Consider the following 20,399-nt stretch of genomic DNA (forward strand, 5'->3'; position numbering starts at 1 on the left):
GCCAGCATAACCCGCGACTGGCCGGAAGCTCGATATCCGACGGTCACTGCCGCGGCATCGGAATCCGTGGCTCTGGCACGGTGTTCAGCGCCCGGTGCAGGCTGCCGAAGTGCTTGTGGTGTTCGTCGAAGGGAACCGCGATGGTGTGCACCCCGAACCGGGCCAGCACGGGTTCCGTCCACGGCGCGCTCGCCGTCGAGACCAGGGCCGCTGGCTCGTCGCCCACCGCGGCCAGCCGCGCGGCGGGCAGGAAGAAGACTCCGGCGGCGAAGGCGGCGACCATCTCCGGTGCCAGCGGGCAGACCGCGAGGTCGATACTGCGCAACGCGTCGACAAGCGTGGTCTCCCGGCCGACGATGCCCACTCCGTCCGGGCCGCCAAGCCCCTCGGTGCCGTACTCGCTGCCGGCCTTCTCCCGGTCGACGCTGCCTTCGCCTCCCCCGAAGCCGGCCCGCCCGTCTCCGGCGCCCCAGTGCCCGCCTACCTCGTATCCGCCGCCTTCATAGCCCACATCTTCGTACCCGCCACTCGCATAGCCGCCACTCGCGTAGCCGGAGTCCGCATAGCCGGAACCCGGATATCCGGGGTCGCGGTAGCCGCCGCCGCGGTCCGCCGCGCCGTACCCGCTGGGGTCGGGCCGCTCGACGACACGGCTCTCGACGACGGCCGGGGCGTTCAGGCGATCGGCCGCCACCAGCGCGATGCCGGGGCCGAGGCCGAGCCAGTGGTCCAGATGCGGCTCGGCGGGCCGCCGCAGTTCGTCGCGGACCCGCACGACATGGGTGAACGAGGCCCTCAGGTAGGGCCGCAGCAAGCCCCACACCGCCGGGCTGGTCCGCGCGCCGGTGGCCAGGATGGCGACCCCACCGCAGGTCACCACATCCCCGCCGGCGAGATACAGCGGCGCTGGTACCCGCACCTCGGCCGAGCGCCCCCGCAGTCCGCGCAGCACGGCGGCCATCACCACCGTCTCCCGCGCCCGTTCCCGCCGACGCAGCCGGCCCACGGCCACCGCACCACCAAGATCGACATAATGGTCCCGCGGGAACATCAGACCGGACAGCGGTCGCAGCGCGTAGCTCTCGTCTCGCCGCTCGGCCCCCGCCCCCGACCGCGGCCCGATGACACCGCCGCCGGCTCCCGCCTCCACGAGCAGCCGAGGCTGACGCAGCACCACCGGTGCCAACGCCGGCACCGACCAGTCCCGCAGCGCGTCCCGAGCGGCCAGCAGCCGCGCGTCGTCGTCCGCGCTCACCGCCCGCGCCGCGAGCTCCAGCAGGACGCTGCGGGGAAGTGTCATCAGCAGTTCGGCCGGCGAACGCGGCTCCACACCAAGCTCGACCAGCGCCGCCCGCGCCGTCGCCGACTCCGCTGCCGCCCGCACCGGATCGTAGGCCGGACGGCCCGCTCGAAACACGAACGTCTCGACCGGCTGCACCACCGTCGGACTCTGCACCAGCACCATCGGCACCGTCGGAGCCGGCGGCGCCACCGATCCGTTCACCGCCGATCTGCTCCTCGCCGGCCCGTTCATCCCCAGCCCGCTGACCGCCGACTCACCAGGCCCCGGCCCGGTCGCCACCGGCCAGCGCCCGCGCCGCTCATCCCAGCCTGCCCGCCCGCCCCTTCCCGGGACCTCGGCAATCATCTAGCCAATTCCCGACGCGTGTCCTTCACTCGCACATTATGCGCACCCCGTGAATCCTCACCCGCAACGTCCCGCCAGCACCCCGGACAATTCGCCTGCCGACCATCCCGGATGCCCGGTATTTCCAGAACCCGGACGTCCGACACCCCAGAACAAAAAGATTACCGAGATTACGACATCACCTGGCAGCTCCCGACAGGTCATGACGCGGACGTCAGAAAACCAGTTCGCCCACGGCCCAGACGGCGGCCATGGCCACACCGGCGAACAGTTCCACGAGGACACCGACACCGAAGGCGACAATCGCGGCCCAGGTGGTGGCGGCGGCGGTGCGATGATCACCGAGGCGGACGAACTCGGCCACGTAGACGCCGAGCACCCCGCCGATCAGCAGGCCGATCACCGGGATGACGAAGAAGCCGACGATCGCGCAGGCCAGGCCGATCGCGAGGCTCGGCCAGGGAACTCCACGCCCGGCGGTGGCCCGGGCCGGCAGGATGTACTTGGTCAGCGCGCCGATCACGAACAGGGCCGTCATCAGCGCGAGCACGATCCAGCGGCCGACCCCGCCGCCGTCCGCGATCACCCACCACAGGCCCGCGCCCCAGACCAGGACGAGCCCGGGCAGCACCGGAAGCACGACACCGACCAGTCCGACGGCCATCACTGCGGCGACGGCCAGAAGCTGCGCGGTACTGATGGTGTGCCCTCCCTCTTCATCCGCCTTTTCGGCGACGTTACCGGCCCACCGACACCTTGCGGGACAGCATGACAAACGTCCGACTCCCGCGCCCACGACGACAACGAAGGCAACGGCGACAACGATCAGAACCGCCACAGCTCCGGCGGACGGCGAGCCAGGGCTACCGGGTCGGGGGCGGGGGCGGGCCGGCGTTGCGATCGGCGATGCGACGGGCTTCTGCGGCGAGGGTCGCGCGCAGGTCCGCGGGGGCGAGCACCTCGACACCGTCGCCGAGGTCACGCACCTGGCCGAGGGCGACCCGCGGGCCCTCGGTGGACAGGTCGACCACCCGCCAGCCGTCCGCGTCGGGGGGCGAGGCGGTGGCCTGGGCATCCCGTGCGGCGACGGGACCGACCGCCAGACGCAGGTCGGCGAAGGCTGCGGGCGAGAGCCGCAGCCGGCAGGTCCAGCGCATCAGCGAACGGGCGAAGTCGTCACCGGCCTCGCGCCACCAGGTGGCGAGGTCGAACCCGGCCGGACGGTCGAACGTCTCGGCCCGCGCGACCACCCGGGTTATCCGGGCGATCCGGTAGCTCAGGACGCGTCCGCGATGTCGGGCGACGAGGTACCAGACGCCGGCCTTGCACACGAGACCCAACGGATCGACGCGACGGGTCGTCACATTACCGTCACGTGGAGTGTAGGTGAGGTCGAGGCGGCGGGCGGTCCAGACCGCCTCGGCGAGGGCGGACAGGTGCGGCACGGGCTCCGCCCGCCGAAACCAGCCGGGGGCGTCCAGCAGGAATCGGTGGTGCACCTGACCGGCGTGTAGCCGGGGCCGCGGCGGCAGCGCGGCGAGGACCTTGGTGCGGGCGGCCGCGGCCGCGGTGGCGAGCCCGAGACCTGCCAGGATCTGCGGCCCGGCCCCGGCGAGCAGCAGGGCGGCCGCCTCGTCCCCGGTGAGCCCGTCAAGATCGGTACGCCAGCCGTCGGTAAGTCGGACCCCGCCGTGACGTCCGGGTTCGGTCCACAACGGGACGCCCGCGTCCTGCAGCGCGGCGATGTCCCGACGGACCGTGCGCAACGACACCTCGAGTTCGGCCGCCAGCTCCGGTGCCGTCGCCCGGCGGACGGCCTGCAGATACAGCAGCAGCGCGGTCAGTCGGCTCGAGCGCATCCCGGGATGCTAGCCGCGAAACAGGGACATCACCCGTCCTCGTCAGCCGCCGCCGGCACCCGAATCGCGACCAGCACGACGATGTCCACAGCACGAGGACGGCGGCAGGACCAAGATGACAGCAGGACACGGACCTCGGTAGCACGCGAGCCGTCGACAGGACGAGATCGCCGGAAGGACGGGGATGCCGGGAGGGGGACGGGTGCTCCGGCAGGACGGGGCACCCGGCGGGGGTGGTGACAGGCGCCGGCTGCCTGGGCATACCAACTCTGCCATGACTGACGGGGGAGCAGGGCAGCCGGAGCGCCGGGTGCGGGCGCGCCGCGAGCAGCGTGGCCGACGGCCGGACACGGCGCGATCACGCGTGACCAGGCCGCTGCTGACCGCTGGGCGGCCGTCGGGCGCGGACCAGCCGCCCGGGCGCCGGGCGGCCGTGGCCCTGGGGGGCGTCGCCACCGTCGCCGCCGCCGTGGCCGCGGCGATCTGGGTGCCGTCCCTGTTGTACGGCGAGCACGGTGCGTCCCGGGCGACGTTGCAGGCCGCGCTGCTCGCCATGATCGCGGCGGTGCTGGTGGCCGGCGCGCTGGCGCTGGTCGCCACCCAGCTTCGAGCCGCCTCCGAGCGGGCCGGGCGGCTCATGACCACCCAGCAGGTCGGTGGGCGTTACACCAGCGCGGTCGGCCAGCTCGCCGCGGACGCCGTCGAGGTGCGCCTCGGCGGGATCTACGCGCTCGGCCGCATCGCCCGCGACTCCCCCGTTGACCAGGCCACGGTCGTCGAGGTGCTCTCCGCGTTCGTCCGGGCCCGCAGCACGGACTCGGCACGCCGCACGGCGGCCTCGACGCAGCGCGGCCCGCTGGGGGAGGTGACGCCGGCGGCCGACATCCGGGCCGCGGTCCAGGTCCTCGCCGGACTACCACACCTCGACGGCGTCGCCCGCGCCGACCTGCGCCACGCTGATCTCACCGGCCCGGCTACGTTGCGTGAGCTGGGACTGTCCCGGGCGAATCTGCGCCGGGTCCGCCTCGACCAGGCCGACCTGACCGGGGCGGATCTGAGCTTCGCCGACCTGCGCGGCCTGGAGCTGTCCTTCGCCCTGCTCAGCGGCGCCGACCTGACCGGCGCCGACCTGACCGGCGCCCGGCTGTCCGGGGTGACGCTGCGCGGCGCCCGACTGTCCGGTGCGAACCTGCGCGACGCCCATCTGATCGGGACGGACCTCTCCCAGGCACGCCTGATCGGCACCCAGCTCACCGGCGCCGAACTACCGGGCATCGCGCTCGCGGGGGCGCGTCTGCTCGGTGCGGATCTCACCGACGCGAGGATGGTCGGCGCGGAACTCGCCGACGCCGAACTGGTCGGGGCGAACCTCACCGGCGCCACGTTGACGAAGGCGCACCTGCGCGGCGCGGACGTCACCGGCGCCGACCTGACCGGCGCGGATCTGACCGGCGCCGACCTCACCGGCGTCGCCTCCCTCACCCAGGCCCAGGTCGACAGCGCCCAGGGCGGCCCGCGCACCCTCCTGCCCGCCGGCCTGCGCCGCCCCGCGCTCTGGACCCCCCGTTCCGACGACGACCCCTTCCCCGACCCGGCGCCCGACCCGGCCACCTAGCCAGCCAGATCACGCCCCACGTCCCACGCCCCATACGGCTGCGGTCACCGTCCGTCAACCGTGTCAGTAGATGGCACGGTTGACCCCGCAGGATGGCGAGGTGACGACATCCTGGCAGGACTTCGCCGATGCCCAGCCCGCCCTCGAAGCGACCGCCCGCAGCCGGTTCGAGGCGTTCCGCCACCATGTACTGGCCACCTTGCGACTGGACGGTTCCCCGCGTACCAGCGGCATCGAGACGACGTTCAAGCTCGGTGAGCTGTGGTTGGGCAGCATGCCCGGCGCCCGCAAGGCCGCTGACCTGCGCCGCGACCCCCGCTTCGCCCTGAGCGCGAATCCCGGCCCCGGCACCGACATGGTCGGCGGCGACGTCCGCGTCGCCGGCCTCGCCCGCTGGGTGGGCGACCCGGCGACGCTGGCCCGCTTCGCCGACGCGGCCAACCCACCCGAACCGTTCGATCTCTTCCGCGTCGAGCTCACCGAGGTCGTCCGCACCAGCGTGGACGAGTCCGCGCAGGAGATCATCCTGGAGAGCTGGCGGCCCGGCTACACCGCCATCCGCGTCCAGCGTCGCGGCAACGGAGCTGATCAGCCCGCCGAATCCTGGTCCGCCGTTCCCCGCGCGACGGCCGGGCAGGGTGACGAAACGTAAGCCACCCGGCAACAGGTGCTCACCGCCCACGGGCCGGGAACACCAGTCTCGAGGGACGCCACGGCAACCGACATGAAGATCGGTAGGAAGTTCGCAGCCGTCAACGAGATTGGTAGTTTCGTGAGTTTGTCGCCGCGCAATCCCAAAGTGGCCGTCAGCGTCGTGTTCGTGGCCGCCATGTTCATGTCGATCATGGATGTCACGATCGTCAACGTCGCACTGCCCACGCTCGGGCGCGAGTTCGACATCGGGCCGTCCGGGCTCAGCGCCATCTCGGTCGGCTACCTGGCCAGTCTCGCGGTGGTGATCCCGGCGTCCGGCTGGGTCGGCGACCGGTTCGGCGGACGGCGCACCCTGCTCGTCGCGGTGGCGCTGTTCACCGTGGCCTCGGTGCTGTGCGGGCTCGCGAACAGCTTCGCCGAGCTGGTGGCCTTCCGCATCCTGCAGGGCATCGGCGGCGGACTGCTCACCCCGACCGGGATGGCCATGCTGTTCCGGGCCTTCCCGCCACAGGAGCGGGTGCGCGCCTCGGGCATCCTCACCGTCCCGATGGCGTTCGCACCCGCGCTGGGCCCCGTCCTTGGCGGTCTGCTGGTGACGGACCTGTCCTGGCGCTGGGTGTTCTTCGTGAACCTGCCGATCGGCCTGTTCGCGTTCCTGTTCGGGCTGCTCTACCTGCCCGAACACGTCGAGCCCGACGCCGGACGGTTCGACCTGCGCGGTTTCCTGCTCTCCGGCTTCGGCTTCGCCCTGATCATGGTGGGCATCAGCGAGGGCCCGAAACGCGGCTGGACCTCCCCGGTGATCGTCACCAGCCTGGTGGTCGGTGTCGCGCTGCTCGTCGCCCTGGTCGTCGACCAGCTACGTTCCCGCGCTCCCCTGCTGCATCTGCGCCTGTTCGCCGACCGGCTGTTCCGCTCCACCAACGCGGTGATGTTCCTGGCCACCGCCTCCTTCCTCGGCAGTCTGTACATCGTCGCCCTGTTCTTCCAGGACGGCCTGGGGCTGTCCGCGCTGAACTCCGGCCTGTCCACCTTCCCCGAGGCCTTGGGCGTCATGGTCGGTTCCCAGATCGCCAGCCGTGTCCTGTATCCCGCGTACGGTCCCCGCCGGATCATGGTCGGTGGTCTGCTCGGTGTCGGCACGATGGCCGGGCTGATGTCCCTGGTCGGCTTCGACACGAACCTGTGGTGGATGCGCCTGGCCATGTTCGGCCTGGGCTACTCGATGTCCCACGTCTTCGTCCCGACCCAGGCCGCGGCGTTCGCCCGGGTCAGTCCCGCCGAGACCGGACGGGCCTCCACGCTGTTCAACGCCCAGCGCCAGCTCGGCGGCGCCATCGGTGTGTCGATCCTGTCCACGGCGCTCGCCGCCGTCGGCACCTCCCATCTGGTCGGCGGCCAGCCGGCGCCCAACCTGACCAGCTACCACGTGGCCTTCCTGGTGGCCGCCGGACTCGCCTTCCTCGGCATGCTGGCCGCCCTGACCATCCACGACGCCGACGCCGACCACACCCGTCTCCCCCCGGACCCCTCCCCTGCCACCCCGCCCGCCTCTTCCACCCCGTCCGACCAGAACGGCTCCCCCGTCTCCCAGGACCGATCCCCGCAGGCGTCTCGGCTGCCCTAGACGGCTACCTGCTCGTGGATCCGGACGGTGGACGGGGCGGCCGCGGGAGGGCGTCAACACCGTTGATTATCATGGTGGCGACGGGGTCGGGACGACGGTGAACGCGGAGGCGCGGCGACGGCATGAACGAGCGGACACCCAGCCAGTCGGACGACACCCCATCACCCGACAGCACCCCCACCTCGGACGACACCCCACCACCCGAGGACACCCCACCACCGGACGACGCCGCGCGGGAGGCGGAGTCCGCGGGAGGCGGGCGGCGCACCCGTAGGCCGCGGCGGACGCCCCGGGGGACGTTGTCGCGGGAGGTGCTGATGGCGGCGGCCATCCAGGTGGTGGACACCCAGGGCGCGGGGGCGTTCAGCATGCGGGCGCTCGGTGCGTTTCTCGAGTGTGATCCGACCGCGATGTACCGGCATTTTCGGACGAAGAACGCGCTGCTGGACGCGTTGCTCGACAGTGTTGTGCGGGAGGGTTCCGCGGAACTGCCGCAGTCCGACGACCCGCGCGCCGACATCCGGGCGAACTTCCGCCAGCTGCGCCGGTCCCTGCTCGCGCACCCGACGTTGGCACCGCTGGTGCTGCGCCGCCCACCGGGGGTCGGCGCCTACTGGGAACGATCCGATCATGCCGTCGCCCAGCTTCACCGGGCCGGCATGGATCCGGTGGACGCCGCGAACGTCTACCAGACGCTGCTGTTCTACACGCTCGGTCACGCCCTGTCCGAAGCCCGCCAACTCGCCCGAGCCCTCGAGCGCGAGGGAGCAGGTGCCGACGGCGGACCGGTCGCGTCCGTCGACGCACCGCCGGAGCGCCATCCGGATCTCTCCGACGTGGCGCCGCACCTGCGGGACGACAACGAGGCTCAGTTCCTCGCCGGTCTCGACCTGATCCTGCGCGACCTGCCCCGCTGACCGGCCGCCGACCAGGCCACGGAAGGCGGCCATGGCCACGGATCCCGTCACGGATCTGGACCCGGCTGTGGACGGGGATGCGGCGGTGGCCCACGGTGGGTACCCCGCTGCGGGTACCGGACGGCGCTGCCTTGCTACGGTACGACAGGGCCCGAGCCGCGAAACACTACCAAATTCTTTCACGATGGCACACCTGTCATGGTGGTGGCGCCTGTCACTCGGCGCCACGAGGTCGCACACATCCAAGATCGGATCGCCGTATGAGGTTGCTCGACGGGCGGTCGATGGCCGCCGAGATCGGCCGGTACGTCATCGATGAGGCCGACCGGCTGATGAGCGCGGGCAGGACACCGACGCTCGCGGTGGTCCTTCCGACCGCGGATCCCGCTGCCAGTTCCTACACGCACATCCTCGAGCGCACGGCGGGCAAGGTCGGTGTGCGCTGCGAGCCGCACGTCCCGATCGGCGGTCCGACGGCACTGCTGGACGCCATCGACGCCCTGGCCGTGGACCCGCTGGTCGACGGCATCATTGTGCAGACGCCGCTGCCCGCCGGGATGAGCTCACGGGAGGTGGGCGAGCGCATCCCGGTCGAGAAGGACGTGGACGGGATGAACCCGGCCAGCCTTGGCCGGCTCGCCCTGGGCCTGCCGGGGTTCGCCCCGGCGACGGCCTCCGCCGTGGTGGAGATCCTCATCCGGGCACGTATCCCGATGGCGGGGGCCCGGGCATGTGTGATCGGCCGCGGGCCGGTGGTGGGCAAGCCGGTCTCCCTGCTGCTGCTCGCCGAGGACGCCACCGTCACCATCTGCCATTCGCGGACGAACGATCTGATCTCGATCGCGCACGAGGCGGACATCATCGTGTCCGCCACCGGGCGGCCTCGCCTGGTCGGGGCCGGGTTCGTCCGGGCCGGCGCGACCGTCATCGACGTCGGGACCTCCGTCACCACCGGTGGCCAGGTCGGGGACGTGGACGCGGCCGCGATCGCGCCGGTGGCCGCGGCGCTGACACCGGTACCGGGTGGCGTCGGACCGGTCACCACGATGCTGCTGCTGCGCAACACGATCCGCGCCGCACACCAGCTCTAGCCTCGACCGGCCCCGGTTCTGGCCCCGGTTCTGGCCCCGGTTCTGGCCGGCGCCAGCGGCCTGGACCGGAAGCCGGTCAGTGGGCGGCACACAGGGGTCCGGCCAGGTGCACACGGTTGCGGCCGGCGGCCTTGGCTTCGTAGAGGGCGGCGTCGGCGCGGGAGAGCAGGGTCGCGAGGTCACCGCGGGGGTCGTCCGTGGTCGCGACGCCGACGGACACGGTCACGGACAGGGGCGGTCGGCCGTCGAGCAGGCAACGGGTGGCGGCGATCTGCAGGCGGATGCGCTCGGCCACGGCCAGGGGGCTGTCCCGCTCCTGCTCGGCCAGCAGGACGACGAACTCCTCACCCCCGAAGCGTCCGACGAGATCGTGCGGTCTGGTCGCGGCACGCAACGCGTCGGCGACGGCGAGCAGGATCAGGTCGCCGACGAGATGACCGAAGCGGTCGTTGACCCGCTTGAAGTGATCGATGTCGACGAGCAGGACCGACAGCGGCTGTCCGGTCCGTCGGGCTCGGCCGAGTTCACGCTGGGCGACCTGATGCCAGTAGGCGGGATTGGCCAGGCGGGTCTTCGCGTCGCAGCGGGCGGCGTGCAGCAGCTCGGTGTGCAGCAGGCTGCGTTGCAGCAACAGCATCGGTGGGGTGACGGCCAGCATCAGGTAGGGACTCACCGACCACAGCACCGCCACGATGATCGCCGCGCAGGTCTCCGCGGCCCAGGTCGGCACCGCCTCACCCCGTTCGATGCCTGGAGGGCCGCCCCGTCCCGCCTGCCCCGCCCATCCCACCCGGATCGCCTGGATGGACCGGAGGGGACGGGCGGGCTGGCGGGGGTGGGTGGGGAGCCCCGTGATGGTGGTGATGTGCGGAGCGGCCTCGCCGAGCCAGGCACCGAGGCCGTCTGCCCGGCCGTGACGGTGCAGGCCCAGCCCGGGCAGAGCGGCCAGCAGCGGGTGCACCGCGACCGCCACGAGGAAGGCGGTGGTGGCCGCGCCCGAGCCGATCAGATCCTCGACCGTGAACGGTCCGGCGGTCGGGCTGAGCAGCAGATGCACCGTGGACGCGCCGAACCCGGCGATCCCCAGTGTCGCGGCCTGGAACATCCGCAGGTGTGGCGGACGGGCCGGCTCGGCACGTCCGGCCAGCCAGCACAACGGCAGACCGATCACCGTCGAGTACAGCGGTGGCAGCAGGACCGCCACGGCCAACGCCCAGCTGGCCAGCAGATCGTGGCGTGACATCCGGGTGGCGGCGAGGTCCGCGCCAAGCCGCGCGGACATCAGGACGGCCACCGACCCCAGCACGAGGAACACCGCGAACGTCCCCACGTCGGCCCATCGCGGACGGGCCCCCGCCGCGGCGAAACCGACCAGCAGCAGCCAGCACGCGGTCACCGTCACGATGCGCCGCAGCACCGTCTGCGGCGCCCGCCACAGCATCCAGCCACGTCCGACGAACAGCCCGACCGCGCCGACCGGCCCGGCCCCCGCGAACCCATCCCGCCCACCGACGGCGAGTACACCACCATCCCGAGCCGCCGCGTCCCGAGCCGCCACGTCCCGCGTGGTGTGGTCGTCGCGCATCGCACCGTCTCGCGCGGCTCCCTCTCGGGCGGCCGCGGTCTGGCCCCCGGGTGGACGGCTGATCGCCGTCACCGCGGCGCCCAGACCCGCCATCCGCAGCGTCGGCGAGCACGTGCGGGTCGTCTCCGGGATCGTCTCGGCAGCCGGCGACCGGCGTCGAAACAGGCCCCGGGCCTGGCGCAGAACCCGGCTCAGGGGGCGTGCTGGACGAATACGAAACGGCATTGGCGGAGCGCCTTCCTCGTTCTGGTCCACGGCCGCCGTGCTCGGCCGGGACCTCCCGGCGATTCCAACCTCGTCGTTGCTACTCACAGTAAATCGTTGAGAACGAAGAGTACGAAGTGATGCGCGAGATTCGCAACTCCCGCAATGGCGCGACTAACCGCCACACCTCGTTCGCCGGACGCCTTTGAACCCGCGGACGCACCGCCAGTCCGTTCCAGAAATGCCAGCTGACCTGCGGTGATGAATACCGCAGCCGAAAGCCCGACGGCGCCCGGGGAAGCCCGGGCGCCCCGCCGCGACGCTGACGAGAGACCACACCCGACACGCCCGGGAAACCGACTTGCTCACCGTCGGGGGCAGCTCAGGGACCAGTCACAGACCAGCCCCGGACCAGCCCGGCCGCCCGCCGGGACCGGCCCGACCGGCCTGACCGGCCGGACTCAGGTGGTACGCGCGACGGCCTCGACCATGGCGGTGGTCAGGGTGGCCAGGTCATCCGATGTCGTGATGTAGGGCGGCATGGTGTAGACGAGTCGACCGAACGGACGCACCCACACGCCGAGTTCCACCAGCAGGGGTTGGATCACGGCCATGTCCACCGGCTCGCGGGTCTCGATGACACCGATGGCGCCGAGTACCCGCACGTCGGCGACCCCCGACAACGCCCGGGCCGGGGCAAGCCCCGTGCGCAGACCCCGTTCGAGGGCGCCGACCCGCTCCCGCCACGGCGAGGCCAGCAGCAGTTCGACGTTGGCCAGCGCGATCGCGCAGGCCAACGGATTGGCCATGAACGTGGGACCGTGCATGAACGCCCCGACCGGCGACGCCGCCACCCCGTCCGCGACCTCGTCGGTGCACAGTGTCGCGGCCAGCGACAGGTACCCGCCGGTCAGCGCCTTCCCGACGCACATGATGTCAGGGCTGATCCCGGCATGGTCACAGCCGAACAGCGCGCCGGAGCGGCCGAAGCCGACGGCGATCTCGTCCGCGATCAGCAACACCTCGTGCTCGTCGCACAGCGCCCGCACCCGGGCGAGCCACTCGGGCGCGTAGAACCGCATCGCCCCCGTTCCCTGGACCACCGGCTCGAGGATGACCGCCGCGACCTCGTGGGCGTGCGCGGCCAGCAGCGCGGCGAACTCGGCCAGGTGGACGTCCTCGCATGCCTCGTCGAAGCCGCACGTCGGCGGCGGGGCGAAGATGTGCTGGGGCAGCAGGTGGCTGAACAGATGGTGCATGCCCGCGTCCGGATCGCAGACCGCCATCGCACCGGAGGTGTCCCCGTGATAGCCCCGCCGGATCGTCAGCAGCCGCGTACGTCGTGGACGCCCACGCCCCGTCCAGTACTGCAGGGCCATCTTGATGGCCACCTCGACGGCGACCGATCCCGAATCGCTGAAGAACACGCGGCGTAGCGGTCGCGGCGTCATCTCGACGAGCGTCTCGGCGAGGCGCACCGCCGGCTCGTGGGTCAGGCCACCGAACATGACATGGGACATGTCCGTCAGCTGCCGGTGGGCCGCCGCGTCCAGGACCGGGTGCCGATACCCGTGGATCGCCGCCCACCAGGACGACATCCCGTCGATCAGCTCACGCCCGTCGGTCAGCCGCAACCGCACGCCACTGGCCTGCGCGACCGCGAACAGCGGTGCCGCGGCCGGCGGTGCGTACGGATGCCAGACGACCCGCTGATCCCGCGCCACCAGATCACCGGCCACCTCACGAGCACCGGCACCGTCGGAACCACCGAGGTCACCGAGGTCACCGAGGTCACCGAGGTCACCGAGGTCACCGCCGGGACGAGCCAGCCGATCGGGGTGCGGATTCGCCACACGGGCCGGTTCCGGCACCGCTTCGGGTACCACCTCGGGCGCCGACCCGGACATCTGCGCAGTCACGCCTCCACTTTGGCGCATCCCGCCCTCGGACGCGGACGCGGACACCCGGCCGCCGGATCAGCCGGCCCCAGCCCTGCCGGTCCACAGCCCGGCCGGTCCAGCCGACGCCCCCACCTCGAGTCGGCTCTCGGCCCGCCCGGCAGGATGTTCCCGTGGTCATCCCGATTCACGACATCAATCCGCTCAGTCGACGACCCGTGGTCACCTGGCTGCTGATCGCCGCCAACGTCGTGATCTTCGTGTTCCTCGAGCCCGTGGTCAGCTCGGTCGCCGGGATCGCCACCTCGCCGCCACAGAACGTCTGCGAGCAGCAGCGGTTCTTCCAGGAATGGGGCGCGATACCGCGCGAAATCGTCCACAACGTGCCACTGGGCACCGTGAACTCCGGGCATATCGGCGTGGACGCCGCCGGGAACGCCGGCTGCATCATCCAGAATCCACCAAGCTTCGAGAAGATTCCCGTGCTCTCGGTGCTGACCGCCATGTTCCTGCATGGAAGCTGGCTTCATCTCATCGGCAACATGCTCTTTCTCTGCGTGTTCGGGAACAACATCGAGGACCGCATGGGCAGGCTCTTCTACCTGCTCTTCTACCTCGTCTGCGGGTATACGGCGACCTATGGATACGCCCTGTTCGAAAGCGCCTCGTCGGGTACGATGATCGGCGCTTCCGGCGCGGTGGCCGGAGTGCTCGGCGCCTACCTTGTGCTGTTTCCGCGGGCCCGTGTCATCGGACTCGTCTCGGTGCTCTTCTTCATCCCCTTCTGGCTGCCGGCGTGGATCGTGCTGGGATTCTGGTTCGCTCTGCAGTACGTGTACTTCACCGGCTTCGGTGTGGCCGATGGCGGTGGCGTCGCCTATGGTGCGCATGTTGTCGGATTCCTGGTGGGCGCACTGCTGGTCGCACCATTCATCCGGCGACTGCGCGCGGCCGGACCGGGAGTCGCCCCACCTGTTCCGCAACATCGCTGGATTCGCGGCACCGGACGCGCCTCGAACGCCCGCCCGTCGCCGAACGCTCGGCATCGACGCGGCTACTGACAGCCTCACCGGGGGCGACTGTCACCCTTCGCGGTCGAACCACCACGGCGGGCCTTGGCCGCGTGCCAGACAGGGGGTGACCTGCGCTTATTTCGCTGGCATCCCCCGAATGGGTCAGGCAGGCTGAGCCGGTCATGAGCTGTCCGCCCGGGTCACCTTCCACGCCTGGCCATGCCGTCACCGGCCCACCGGCCGGGGGCCCGGACGGGGACCGTGGTGATGCCGGTGGTCGCATGCCCTCGCGGTACCGGCGCACGCTGGCGACCCCGGGCGCGCGCAGGTTCCTGCCCGCCGCCTTCATCGGACGGCTGCCCCTGGCGATGCACACGATGGGAACAGTGCTGTTCGTCCAGAACCGCACCGGGTCGTACGCGATCGGGGGCGGGGTGGCGGCCTGCGGGGCGATCGCCGAGGCGATGTGCGCCCCTGTGATCGGTCGGGCCCTGGACCGGTACGGGCAGGCCCGCATCCTCGTGCTCGGTGTCTGCGGGCATCTGCTGGGCGTCGCGGCGCTGCTGACGGCGGTGTGGTCGGATGCGCCACGCCCGACCTGGTTCGCGGCGGCGGTGCTGGCGGGAGCCTGCCTGCCGCCGGTGGGCAGCTGCGCCCGAGCCCGGTGGAGCCGATTACTGGCCGGCTCGACGTTGCTGCCGACGGCGTTCGCGCTGGAGGCGGCACTCGACGAACTGGTGTTCATTCTGGGTCCGACCCTGGCGACCGCTCTGGTGGTCATGGTCGCTCCGGCCAGCGCGCTGGTGGTCTCGGCGTCCCTGCTGGTGGTCGGTGCGCTGAGCCTGGCCGTACAGCGCGGTACCGATCCGGGCCCCCACGGGGCGGACACGGCGCGGCAGCGGCGGATCGTGCGGCTCCCGGCGGTTCGGGCGCTGATGGCGATCACGTTCGCGATCGGCGTCGGCTTCGGCGGGTTCGACGTGTCGATCGTCGCGTTCGCCCGGGAGCAGGACCTGGCCGCCTTCGGCGGGCTGCTGCTCGGGCTGTTCGCCGCCGGTTCCGCGGTCTCGGGCCTGGTCAGTGGGGCCCGTGCCCAGGCCCGGCCGCCCCGGGACCGGTTGCTACGGGCGGTGCGGTTACTGGCGGTCGGTTTCACCCTGCCGCTGGCCGGCGTGACGGTGGCCGCGATGGTGCCCCTGGCGATACTCGCCGGCGCCACCGCCGCGCCCACCCTGATCAGCGCGAACGCGTTCATGGAGCGGCTGGTCGAGGCCAGGTCGCGCACCGAGGGGTTCGCCTGGCTGGTCATGGCGCTCGCCGGGGGCGTGGCCGTCGGCTCGCCGGTGGCCGGCCAGCTCATCGACAGCGGCGGAGCCCGACTCGGCTTTGTCGTACCCGCGACCGCCGGCCTGCTCGCCGGCCTCGCGGCCCTGCTTGGACGACACAGCCTGCCCACCGTCCAGGCCGCAGCGGCGTCCTCGTAGGGCCCGCAGGGGCCCGCCCTGGAGCCCTGGGACAAGCCCGTCCGAACGACCGCACACGACGCTGGGCGCGGTCGTCAGAACAGGTCGGGCATCGATCGGTTCAGGCCGGGTCGCCCGGCGTGCCGGCATCCCCGGCGGGGGTCTCGTCGCTGGCGCCGTCCGCGCCGTTCGCCGCGACCGGGGCCGTCGCCGCGACCTCGGCTGGCCTGCGCCGACCGAGCAGGCCGCGCCGCGTCCGGGGCCGGCTCAGGTCGCCATCGCCCCGGCGCTTGCGGCTCTTGCGCCCCGCCGCGCCGGCCGCCGCGTCCACCGCACCGTCGGTGTCGGCCTTGGCCTCGGTGTCAGTGTCGGCCTCGGTGTCAGTGTCGGCTTTGGTGTCAGTGTCGGCTTTGGTGTCAGTGTCGGCTTTGGTGTCGGCCTTGGCCTCGGTGTCGGCTTTGGTGTCGATGCCGGTGTCGGCCGGGTCGGCCAACACGCCCTCCGCCGCGGTCGGCGCCGGGGTGTCCGTCCGCGCGTCCGGCTCGGGGACGCTGCCGTCGACGTCGATGTCGCCGTCGGCGGTCTGTGTCACCGTGACGTTCCCGGGCACGGCGGCCGTGGTGTCCACCGCCTCGGCTTCGGCAGCTTCGGCAGCCTCGACGGCGTTGGCCTCGACGGCGGGAGCCTCGACGACCGGGGGCTCGACGGATTCGGCCGTGGCCGAGTCGTCGGCCACGACGGTGTCGGCGGCGGCGACCGGGGCCTCGACGGACTCCTCAGCTGCCGGCTCCGGCGCGTCCGCGGTCTGGCTCTCGGCCGCGTCCGCGGAGACGCCGTTGGACTCCGTGTGCACGGTGGCCGCGTCCTGCTCGGTCCGCACGTCGAGGGCGATTGTCCGCCAGCCCTCCAGGACGTCCGTCACGACGAAACCGGCGGAGGCCAGGCTCTCCCGGTAGCGGACCAGCAGGTCGTAGGACAGCGCCAGGTCGGGCTCGACGGCGCCGGTGTCGGTGACCGCGGCGGAGACCCGATAGGTGGTCACCGCCCCGGGGGTCGCGGGAGTCGCGAGGGTCTCGGTGAGTGTCCACGCCTGGCCCGCGGTTCCGGCGGCCGGGGTGCTCTGTTCGGTGCCTGCGGCGGCCGTGGTCTGCCGGGCGCCTTCGGCCAGCAGCGTGGCGATCCTCGCCGCTGTCGGCACGGGCGCGGGGGTGTCTGTCTCGGTCGCTTTGGGCGTCTGGCTGTCGCTCTTACCCCATCGCACGGGCGCACGTCCTTTCGTCACACGATCACTGCGCCACCCGCACGACACCCGCCAGTCCGACCCGTCCGCCCCGGGGCACTGGCACCGGGGCGACCCCGACGCCGGACGCCCCCGGCTGCACGCTGGCACCTTCGTGCCGCGCGCGGGACGCGCGCCCGTGACCAGGCAAACCGGGCAGTGCCGACACCTGGACAACCCGACCGGCGGCGGCGGGCGACGACCAGCATTGTGACGGACGGACCTGACGCGCTCCGCATCGGGGTGTGTTTGGACACAGTAGCGACATAAGCGCGCAAAGTGGACGCACTCGCCGAGATGATGGAGGTGCGCCGACGCGCGGGCCGGTCGCCGCCCCGGCGACCGGTGCCGACAGCACGGCGACACGCCCCATGACGGGACTCATGGCGTGACACGTCCGCTACTACAGGTCAGGTACTACACAGCACTGTCGCATGAAGATCCAGCTGCCTCGAACGGCGGCGCCGCCCCGAGCCCGCCCCAACGCGGGCCAATGCGGGTAATATCCTGCTTGCCGAACGTGACCTACAGCGATGTTCTTCCTTACGACGGCAAGGTCGGGCGGAGTCAACGGTGTCAGACGAACTGGCGGGCGGTTCCGCCGTCGGCGGCGCGGCGACCCCCGCGTCATCCCACAGCGCCAACCAAGCGGGCAGCGCCAACCAAGCGGGCAGCGCCAACCAACCGAACAGAGCCGACCAGGCGAGCAGAGCCGACCGGCCCATCCGGGTGTTCCTCCTGGATGATCACGAGGTGGTCCGACGCGGTCTGCGTGACCTGCTCACCGAGGAGGACGATCTCGAGGTCGTCGGTGAGGCTGGTCAGACCGACCAGGCCGCCGAGCGGATCCTCGCGTTGGAGCCGCACGTGGCGGTCCTCGACGCACGGCTGGAGGACGGCAGCGGCATCGAGGTCTGCCGGCAGGTTCGTTCGGCGAATCCGGACGTGGCCTGTCTGATCCTGACCTCCTTCGACGACGAGGAGGCCCTGTTCACCGCCATCATGGCGGGCGCAGCCGGGTACATCCTGAAGCAGATCCGTGGCAATGCCCTGGTCGAAGCGGTGCGGCAGGTCGCGGCCGGCAAGTCGCTGCTCGACCCCGCCGTCACCCCGCGGGTTCTGGTGCGGCTGCGGGAGGGTCCGGCGCAGGACGAACGCCTCGCCGGTCTCACCGATCAGGAGCGGCGCATCCTGCGGCTGATCGCCGAGGGTCTCACCAACCGGCAGATCGCCAGCCGGATGTACCTGGCCGAGAAGACGGTCAAGAACTACGTCTCCAGCATGCTGGCCAAGCTCGGCCTGGAAAGTCGCACCCAGGCCGCGGTCTTCGCCACCCGGCTCAACAACTAGCCCTGTTCGGGCGGGTGGCGTTGCCCGCCGGACGATCCGCCCGCTACCGCAGGGGAAGGCCGTCCGGCGGGGTGAACACCCACAGCGCCTCGGGCGGCGTGATCAACGGGACCTGCCAGCTCACGGTCGTGCCGATGCCGCTCTCCCCCGGTCCGAACGCCATCCGTCCGCCCAGGTCCACCGCGCGCCGGCGCAGGTTCGTCAGCCCGCTGCTGCGCGACGCCCCGCCCGGGCCACAGCCGTCGTCGCGCACCTCCACCAGGACGTCCACCCCGGTGACCCGGAGCAGGACGTCGATGCGGGTGGCGCGGGCATGGCGGGCGATGTTGGACAGCGCCTCCCGCAGCGCGGCGAGCATGTGCGGACGGATCGTCGGGGGGACCCGTCGGTCGATCGGGCCGTCCACCCGGATCTGCGGGATGATCCCCAGGGCGCGTTCGGTCTGGGCGAGGATCGCGCGGATCTCCGCGGCCAGGTCCGCGCCATCGGAGTCCGCCGAGGTCAGCGAGAAGATCGTCTGGCGGATGTCGGCGATCGTGTGGTCAAGTTCGTCGGCGGCGCTGTGCAGCCGGGTGGCGACCGGGCCGCCGGCCATCCGGGCCATGCCCTGTAGTTGCAGGCCGGTGGCGAACAGCCGTTGGATCACGACGTCGTGCAGGTCGCGGGCGATCCGGTCGCGTTCCTCGAACACGGCGAGCCGCTCCCGGTCGCGGTGGATACGTCCGAACTCCAGGGACAGCGCCGCCTGCCCGGCGAACGCCGCGGCCATCTCCAGGTCCAGCCCGCTGAACGGCACCGACACCCCCTCGGTGCCCAGCACCAGCACACCCAGCGCCCGGCCGCCCGCCATCAGCGGCACCACCATGCCCAGCTCCGCTGGCGGATCGGGCAGCTCAGCCCCGAACAGCGGGGACGCCCCCGGCCCGACCAGCGCCGCCCGTCCGGTGCGCATCGCGTCGAGCAGGCGGTCGTTGCGGTGCAGGGCCCGCCGGCGCAGCCGATCCTCCCCCGCACCGTCCGCCACCTCGACGATCAGCGTCCCCTCCTCGTTGCCGGGGACGAGGATCGCGGCCAGCCGGGCGGCCGTCACCTGCCGGGCGCGCCGAGCCACCAGGGCCAGCGCCTCCAGCGGATCGGCGACCGACAGCAGTGCCGTGGTGATCTCGGCGCTGGCGTGCAGCCAGGCCTGCCTGCGCCGGGCCATCTCGTAGAGCCGGGCGTTCTCGATGGCGAAGCCGACCGCCGCGGCCAGCGCGCAGGCCAGGCTCTCGTCCTCGCGGGTGAACTCGCCCCCGTCTCGCTTCGCGCCGAGGAACAGGGTGCCGAAGGCATCCCCCCGCACCATGATCGGGACGTTCAGGAAGGTGTCGAACCGGGGATGGCCGGGCGGGAATCCCACGGCGGCCGGATGGCGCGTGACGTTGGCCACCCGCAGCGGACGTGGATCGCGCAGGCTCTCGCCGATCAGGCCCCGCCCGAGCGGCAGCCGACCGATCCGCTCGAGCACCGCGTCACCGAACCCGACATGGAACAGCTCGGTGATCTCCCCCGCCTCACCGATGACCCCCAGCGCACCGTAGGCCGCGTCGACCAGATTCGCCGCGGCCTCGGCGATCCGGCGCAGGGTGACCGGCAGGCTCAGTTCCTGGGCCACCCCGACGACGGCGTCCAACAGGCCCTGCATCCGCGACTGCACGGCCACGACATCGTCGATCTGCGTGGACAACCGGTCGTGCGGGTCGTCCATCCTGGCCGTTTCCTCTCCCCCGCCCGCCGAAGCGGATCATTCTGTCTCGGAGGATATCGACCGGGATCACCCAGGGGAACACCCTCGTGTCACCCCGCATTGTCCAGCCGACCCAGGCCGCGTGGGTCGGCACACCCCGCGCCGAGGCCACGCGAAGGTACCGTCCGCTGCGGCGTCGTCGTACACTGTGCGCATGGCAGCGACGCGCCTCCTTCTGCACCGCGATCGCGTGACTGACCTTGGCCGGGCCGTCAGCGCGGCCTGTACCGGGCGGGGTTGAGCCACCGCCCTGCACCCTCTGTCGGTGCCGGCCGCACGGTGATCGTGCCGGCCGAACCGCCACGTAGGTCCAGCCCAGGCGGGCCCCCCGTTTTCCGGTTCCCTCAGCCCTGACCCAGTCTGGCCACGGCCTCGTGTGGTAGCGCATCCCAGGCCGTGATCCCCCGCCT

General features: G+C 72.0%; 15 protein-coding genes. 8 read left to right on the forward strand and 7 right to left on the reverse strand.

Annotated elements, in window-relative coordinates; all coding sequences use genetic code 11:
* Nucleotides 1-43: 43 nt before the first annotated feature.
* The 3 genes from MXD59_RS09295 to MXD59_RS09305 all read right to left on the reverse strand — a co-directional run bounded on the left by MXD59_RS09295 (nt 44) and on the right by MXD59_RS09305 (nt 3,507).
* Nucleotides 44-1,504: an arginine deiminase family protein gene (locus MXD59_RS09295; RefSeq protein WP_248824340.1), complete on the reverse strand. Its 1,461-nt coding sequence runs from the start codon at nt 1,502-1,504 to the stop codon at nt 44-46.
* A 358-nt stretch (nt 1,505-1,862) separates the two neighbouring features.
* The gene (locus MXD59_RS09300; RefSeq protein ID WP_504858347.1) at nt 1,863-2,348 is read right to left on the reverse strand and encodes a DUF456 domain-containing protein; all 486 of its coding nucleotides are present in this window, start codon (nt 2,346-2,348) and stop codon (nt 1,863-1,865) included.
* A gap of 163 nt (nt 2,349-2,511) precedes the next feature.
* Nucleotides 2,512-3,507, reverse strand: a complete 996-nt coding sequence (locus MXD59_RS09305) for a helix-turn-helix transcriptional regulator (RefSeq protein ID WP_248824342.1) — start codon at nt 3,505-3,507, stop codon at nt 2,512-2,514.
* A gap of 364 nt (nt 3,508-3,871) precedes the next feature.
* Here MXD59_RS09305 and MXD59_RS09310 point away from each other — a divergent pair, with 364 nt between their 5' ends.
* The 5 genes from MXD59_RS09310 (at nt 3,872) to MXD59_RS09330 (ending at nt 9,411) form a co-directional block, all read left to right on the forward strand.
* Nucleotides 3,872-5,122, forward strand: a complete 1,251-nt coding sequence (locus MXD59_RS09310; RefSeq protein ID WP_248824343.1) for a pentapeptide repeat-containing protein — start codon at nt 3,872-3,874, stop codon at nt 5,120-5,122.
* Between the two features lie 100 nt (nt 5,123-5,222).
* Entirely contained in the window at nt 5,223-5,774 is a 552-nt protein-coding gene (locus MXD59_RS09315; RefSeq protein ID WP_248824344.1) for a pyridoxamine 5'-phosphate oxidase family protein, read from the forward strand.
* 120 nt (nt 5,775-5,894) lie between these two features.
* Nucleotides 5,895-7,403: a DHA2 family efflux MFS transporter permease subunit gene (locus MXD59_RS09320; protein ID WP_248824345.1), complete on the forward strand. Its 1,509-nt coding sequence runs from the start codon at nt 5,895-5,897 to the stop codon at nt 7,401-7,403.
* A 317-nt stretch (nt 7,404-7,720) separates the two neighbouring features.
* Complete coding sequence (locus MXD59_RS09325) at nt 7,721-8,320, forward strand: TetR/AcrR family transcriptional regulator (RefSeq protein ID WP_248824445.1); 600 nt, start codon at nt 7,721-7,723, stop codon at nt 8,318-8,320.
* Nucleotides 8,321-8,580: 260 nt separating this feature from the next.
* Nucleotides 8,581-9,411, forward strand: coding sequence for a bifunctional 5,10-methylenetetrahydrofolate dehydrogenase/5,10-methenyltetrahydrofolate cyclohydrolase (locus MXD59_RS09330; RefSeq protein ID WP_248824346.1), 831 nt, complete (start codon nt 8,581-8,583; stop codon nt 9,409-9,411).
* Between the two features lie 76 nt (nt 9,412-9,487).
* Here MXD59_RS09330 and MXD59_RS26925 read toward each other — a convergent pair whose 3' ends face one another.
* Entirely contained in the window at nt 9,488-11,308 is a 1,821-nt protein-coding gene (locus MXD59_RS26925) for a GGDEF domain-containing protein (RefSeq protein ID WP_248824347.1), read from the reverse strand.
* A gap of 353 nt (nt 11,309-11,661) precedes the next feature.
* A complete protein-coding gene (gene bioA, locus MXD59_RS09340; RefSeq protein ID WP_248824348.1) occupies nt 11,662-13,119 on the reverse strand; it encodes an adenosylmethionine--8-amino-7-oxononanoate transaminase in 1,458 nt (485 codons plus the stop codon).
* Between the two features lie 152 nt (nt 13,120-13,271).
* On the opposite strand from bioA, the gene MXD59_RS09345 reads away from it, so the two are divergent.
* Both MXD59_RS09345 and MXD59_RS09350 read left to right on the forward strand, forming a co-directional pair.
* Nucleotides 13,272-14,159 (forward strand): rhomboid family intramembrane serine protease, encoded by an 888-nt coding sequence (locus MXD59_RS09345; protein ID WP_248824349.1) that lies wholly within the window; start codon nt 13,272-13,274, stop codon nt 14,157-14,159.
* Nucleotides 14,160-14,392: 233 nt separating this feature from the next.
* Nucleotides 14,393-15,595: an MFS transporter gene (locus tag MXD59_RS09350; protein WP_248824350.1), complete on the forward strand. Its 1,203-nt coding sequence runs from the start codon at nt 14,393-14,395 to the stop codon at nt 15,593-15,595.
* Between the two features lie 100 nt (nt 15,596-15,695).
* On the opposite strand, the gene MXD59_RS09355 is transcribed toward MXD59_RS09350, so the two are convergent.
* Nucleotides 15,696-16,835, reverse strand: a complete 1,140-nt coding sequence (locus MXD59_RS09355) for a hypothetical protein (protein ID WP_248824351.1) — start codon at nt 16,833-16,835, stop codon at nt 15,696-15,698.
* Between the two features lie 741 nt (nt 16,836-17,576).
* Between MXD59_RS09355 and MXD59_RS09360 the strand changes: the two genes are divergently transcribed.
* Nucleotides 17,577-18,203, forward strand: a complete 627-nt coding sequence (locus MXD59_RS09360; RefSeq protein WP_248824446.1) for a response regulator — start codon at nt 17,577-17,579, stop codon at nt 18,201-18,203.
* Nucleotides 18,204-18,246: 43 nt separating this feature from the next.
* Here MXD59_RS09360 and MXD59_RS09365 read toward each other — a convergent pair whose 3' ends face one another.
* Nucleotides 18,247-19,950: a sensor histidine kinase gene (locus MXD59_RS09365; RefSeq protein ID WP_248824352.1), complete on the reverse strand. Its 1,704-nt coding sequence runs from the start codon at nt 19,948-19,950 to the stop codon at nt 18,247-18,249.
* Nucleotides 19,951-20,399 lie beyond the last annotated feature (449 nt).

Source organism: Frankia umida (assembly GCF_023242945.1).
In the GTDB taxonomy this organism is placed as follows: domain Bacteria; phylum Actinomycetota; class Actinomycetes; order Frankiales; family Frankiaceae; genus Frankia; species Frankia umida.